Origin of the sequence: Reyranella sp. (assembly GCF_004296935.1) — a bacterium.
GTDB lineage: Bacteria > Pseudomonadota > Alphaproteobacteria > Reyranellales > Reyranellaceae > Reyranella.
This window is the reverse complement of sequence record NZ_SCVH01000023.1, coordinates 1-4086: the sequence shown is the minus strand read 5'-3', so window position 1 is coordinate 4086 and position 4086 is coordinate 1. Positions and strand designations below refer to the sequence as shown.

General features: G+C 66.8%; 4 protein-coding genes. 2 read left to right on the top strand and 2 right to left on the bottom strand.

Annotated elements, in window-relative coordinates:
• Positions 1–799 (bottom strand): NADP-dependent oxidoreductase (locus tag EPO55_RS03175; RefSeq protein WP_296334962.1); only part of this gene is annotated, 799 nt, incomplete at its 3' end.
• Positions 800–823: 24 nt separating this feature from the next.
• Positions 824–1717, bottom strand: coding sequence for a phosphoserine phosphatase SerB (serB, locus tag EPO55_RS03170; RefSeq protein ID WP_296334960.1), 894 nt, complete (start codon positions 1715–1717; stop codon positions 824–826).
• A 56-nt stretch (positions 1718–1773) separates the two neighbouring features.
• On the opposite strand from serB, the gene miaA reads away from it, so the two are divergent.
• Complete coding sequence (gene miaA / locus EPO55_RS03165; RefSeq protein ID WP_296334958.1) at positions 1774–2700, top strand: tRNA (adenosine(37)-N6)-dimethylallyltransferase MiaA; 927 nt, start codon at positions 1774–1776, stop codon at positions 2698–2700.
• A 108-nt stretch (positions 2701–2808) separates the two neighbouring features.
• On the top strand, positions 2809–4086 hold a 1278-nt coding region (gene ilvB / locus EPO55_RS03160; protein ID WP_296334963.1), incomplete at its 3' end, for a biosynthetic-type acetolactate synthase large subunit.

Genomic DNA, 4086 nt, shown 5'->3' with positions numbered 1-4086 from the left:
GCACGATGGTGAACATCTTGGCCGGACCGGCGATCGGCTTGGCGTCCTGGTATTCGGAGATGGCGCCGCAGAAGGCGAGGCGGCCGAAATTGTTCAGCCGGGCGAACACGGCATGGAAGATCTTGCCGCCGACATTCTCGAAGTCGGAATCGATGCCCTGGGGGCAGAGCCTGTCGAGCACCGCGCCATAGTCGTGCTCGGTCCTGTGGTTGAAGCAGGCGTCGTAGCCCGCCTCGCGCACCGCCCATTGGCACTTCTCGTCGTCACCGGCGCAGCCCACGACGCGGGCGCCGGCGAGCTTGGCTAGCTGGCCCGCCACCTGGCCGACGGCGCCGGTCGCGGCCGAGACGAACGCCGTCTCGCCGGCCTTGGGCTTGCAGATGTGGGTGATGCCGTACCAGGCGGTGAAGGCGGGCATGCCGAGCACGCCGAGGTGGGCTTGTAGCGGCGCGATGGCCGGGTCGATCTTGCGCAGGCCCTTGCCGTCATGGAGCGTGTGGCTCGCCCAGTTCAGCATGCCCATCACCGTATCGCCCTTGGCGTAGCGCGGGTTGCGTGAGTCCACCACTTCGCCCACCGAACCGCCGGTCAGCGGCTTGTCGAGCTCGAAGGCCGGCGTGTAGGAGCGCAGTTCGGTCATGCGTGGGCGCATGTAGGGATCGAGCGAGAGGAAGCGTGAGCGGATCAGCACCTGGCCGTCGGCCAGCGCCGGCAGGGTGACCTTCTCTTCGCGAAAGCAGTCGGCGGTGACGTCGCCCACCGGACGCCTGGCGAGCACGATCTGGACGGCGTCGGTCATGGGTTTGTCCTCATGGGCTTGTCCTCAGGAGTTCGGCCTTTCGGCGAAGTCGCGCCGGCGATAGCCCTGCAGATAGAGCAGCGCGGTGAGATCGCCGTGGTCGATGCGCGCCGCGACCTGGGCCGCCACCGTGGGCTTGGCCCGGAAGGCGACGCCCAGTCCCGCGGCCTGCAGCATCGGCAGGTCGTTGGCCCCGTCGCCGACACTCAACGACTGGGCAAGTTCCAGGCGCCGCTCGGTGCACAGCCGCTCGAGGGTGGCGAGCTTGGCTTCCTTGCCCAGGATCGGCCGCTGGACGGTGCCGGCCAGGGTGCGGCCGTCGTGGTTCAGCGTGTTGGCCGCGTCGAAATCGAAGCCCAGGCGCTCGTGGATCATCCGGGTGAAATAGGTGAAGCCGCCCGAGACCAGGGCGCAGTAGCCGCCGAACTTGTGCATGGTGGCGATCAGGGTCGCCGCTCCCGCCATGGGGCGGATGCGTTCGGCCGCCTCGTCGAGCCTGGCCACCGGCAGGCCCTTCAGCAGCCGGACGCGCTCGACGAGGGCGCCGGCGAAATCGATCTCGCCGTTCATGGCGCGGGCTGTGATGGCGGCGATGTGCTCGCGCAGGCCCAGGAACTCGGCCAACTCGTCCAACATCTCGTTCTCGATGATGGTCGATTCCATGTCGGCCACCAGCAACCGCTTGCGCCTGCCCTCGGCGGAAAGCGCCACGGCGTCGATGCCGGGCAGGCTCACGGTCGGGGTCGCGCCCTCGGCGGCGGGCTCGAACGGCAGGTCGCAGGCGACGCCCGGCGCCAGCCAGTCGACGGCGCCGACCGCCGCCCCCCCGGCTTGCAGCTGTTCGGTCGCGCGCTGGACGGCGGCGGCATCGAGGATGGGATGGGCGGGATTGGCGATGAGGACGAAGACGTTGTTCACGGTGGTTCTAATGGCCGATTTGCAATCGGCGGCCAAGCAGTGTCTTTTCGCCCGCCATGGCTCAGGGCCGCGTCATTGTCGTCACCGGACCGACCGCGAGTGGCAAGTCGGCGCTGGCGCTTGCGCTCGCCGAACGGCGATCCGGCACGGTGATCAACGCCGATGCCATGCAGACCTACGATGCCTTTCCGATCCTGACCGCCCAACCCAGCGCCGATGAACGCGCGCGCGTGCCGCATGCGCTCTATGGCGTGCTACCGCTCAGCGAGACGCTGTCGGCCGCCCGCTGGCGCACGCTGGCCTCGGCGGAGATCGAGGGCTGCCTGGCCGCCGGTCGGACGCCCATCCTGTGTGGCGGCTCGGGCCTTTACCTGCGGACCCTGATGCAGGGCATCGCCACCATTCCCGATGTGCCGCAGCAAGTCCGCGAGCAGGCCAATGCCGACTGGCAGGCGCTTGGGGCCGACGCTTTCCGTACGCGCCTGGCCGAAAAGGATCCGGCGATCGTGGCCCGGCTGAAGCCCGGCGATCGCCAGCGCCATGTCCGCGCCTGGGAAGTGGCCAGCGCGACCGGCCGGCCGCTCAGCGACTGGCAAACCGATGCAGGTTCGCCGGCCCCTTGGCGCTTCGCCACGATCCTGCTGGCCCCCGAGCGTGACTGGCTGCGCGGCCGCATCGAGAGCCGCTTCGATGCCATGCTGGGGCAGGGCGTGCTGGCCGAGGTGCGCCAGGTGTTCGATCGCTCGCCCGACCCGCGCTGGCCGGGCCTGAAGGCGCACGGCGCGCCAGAACTCTTCCGCCACTTCCGGGGCGAATTGCCGCTCGAAAAGGCGCGTCAGATCGCCATCGATCACACCCGCCAATATGCCAAGCGCCAGATGACGTGGTTCCGGCATCAACTGACACCAGATCTTGTAGTTGACCCACAGTCTGCTCAAGCTCTGGCGTCAGTCGCGCAATATTTGACCAAAACGGAGGCCTGAAACTTTACGTTTCGTGCGTTTTTGGGTTGACCCTCCGGAACCCGCCCTCTATGTTCCGCGCCGCCGCAAAACCCGTTTTGCGGCGCATTTGTCAGAGGAGAGCGCGTGATGAAGCCCGAGGAGCCCGCCACGACCGGCGCCGATCTGTTGGTGAAAGCCCTGATCGACGAGGATGTCGAGGTCGTCTTCGGCTATCCCGGCGGCGCCGTCCTGCCGATCTACGATTCGCTCTTCAAGCAGAACCGGCTGCGCCACATCCTGGTGCGCCACGAGCAGGCGGCCGTCCATGCCGCCGAAGGCTATGCCCGTTCGACCGGCAAGGTCGGTGTCGTGCTGGTGACCTCCGGCCCCGGCGCCACCAACGCCGTCACCGGCCTCACCGATGCGCTGATGGACTCGATTCCCATCGTCTGCCTCACCGGCCAGGTGCCAACGCATCTGATCGGCAACGATGCCTTCCAGGAAGCCGACACGACCGGCATCACGCGACCCTGCACCAAGCACAATTACCTGGTGAAGGCGGTAAGCGATCTCGCGCGCACCGTTCACGAGGCCTTCTACGTGGCGCGCTCGGGCCGTCCCGGGCCGGTCGTCATCGACCTGCCCAAGGACGTGCTGATGAACAAGCACGACTACGTCGCGCCACCCAAGGTGGCGGTTGAGCACAAGAGCTACCGCCCGCAGACCAAGCCCGATCCCAAGAAGATCGCGCAGGCGATCGAGATGATGGCGCACGCCAAGCGTCCGGTCTTCTACGCCGGCGGCGGCATCATCAACTCCGGGCCGAAGGCTTCCAAGTTGCTGGCGCAGTTCGTCCACATGACGGGCTATCCCATCACCAACACGCTGATGGGATTGGGCTCGTTCCCGGCCTCGGACAAGCAGTTCCTCGGCATGCTGGGCATGCACGGCACCTACGAAGCCAACCTGGCGATGCATGGCTGCGACGTCATGATCAACATCGGCGCGCGCTTCGACGACCGCATCACCGGCAACATCGCCAAGTTCTCGCCAGGCTCGAAGAAGATCCACGTCGACATCGATCCCTCCTCGATCAACAAGAACGTGCGCGTCGACCTCGCCGTCGTGGGTGACGCCACCCTCGTGCTCGAGGAGATGATCAAGCTCTGGAAGGCCAAGCAGCCCAAGACCGACCAGAAGGCGCTGAAAGCCTGGTGGGCCCAGATCGAGACGTGGCGTGCGCGCAACTGCCTCGCCTACAAGGTCGACAAGAAGACGATCAAGCCGCAGTACGCGCTCGAACGGCTCTATCACCACATCAAGGACAAGGACCACTACATCACGACCGAAGTGGGCCAGCACCAGATGTGGGCGGCGCAGTTCCTGAAGTTCGAGCAGCCCAACCGCTGGATGACCTCCGGCGGG

Bases quoted from the DNA above. Each gene is read 5' to 3' on its own strand.
- miaA (WP_296334958.1), top strand. From the start codon at position 1,774: ATGGCTCAGGGCCGCGTCATTGTCGTCACCGGACCGACCGCGAGTGGC.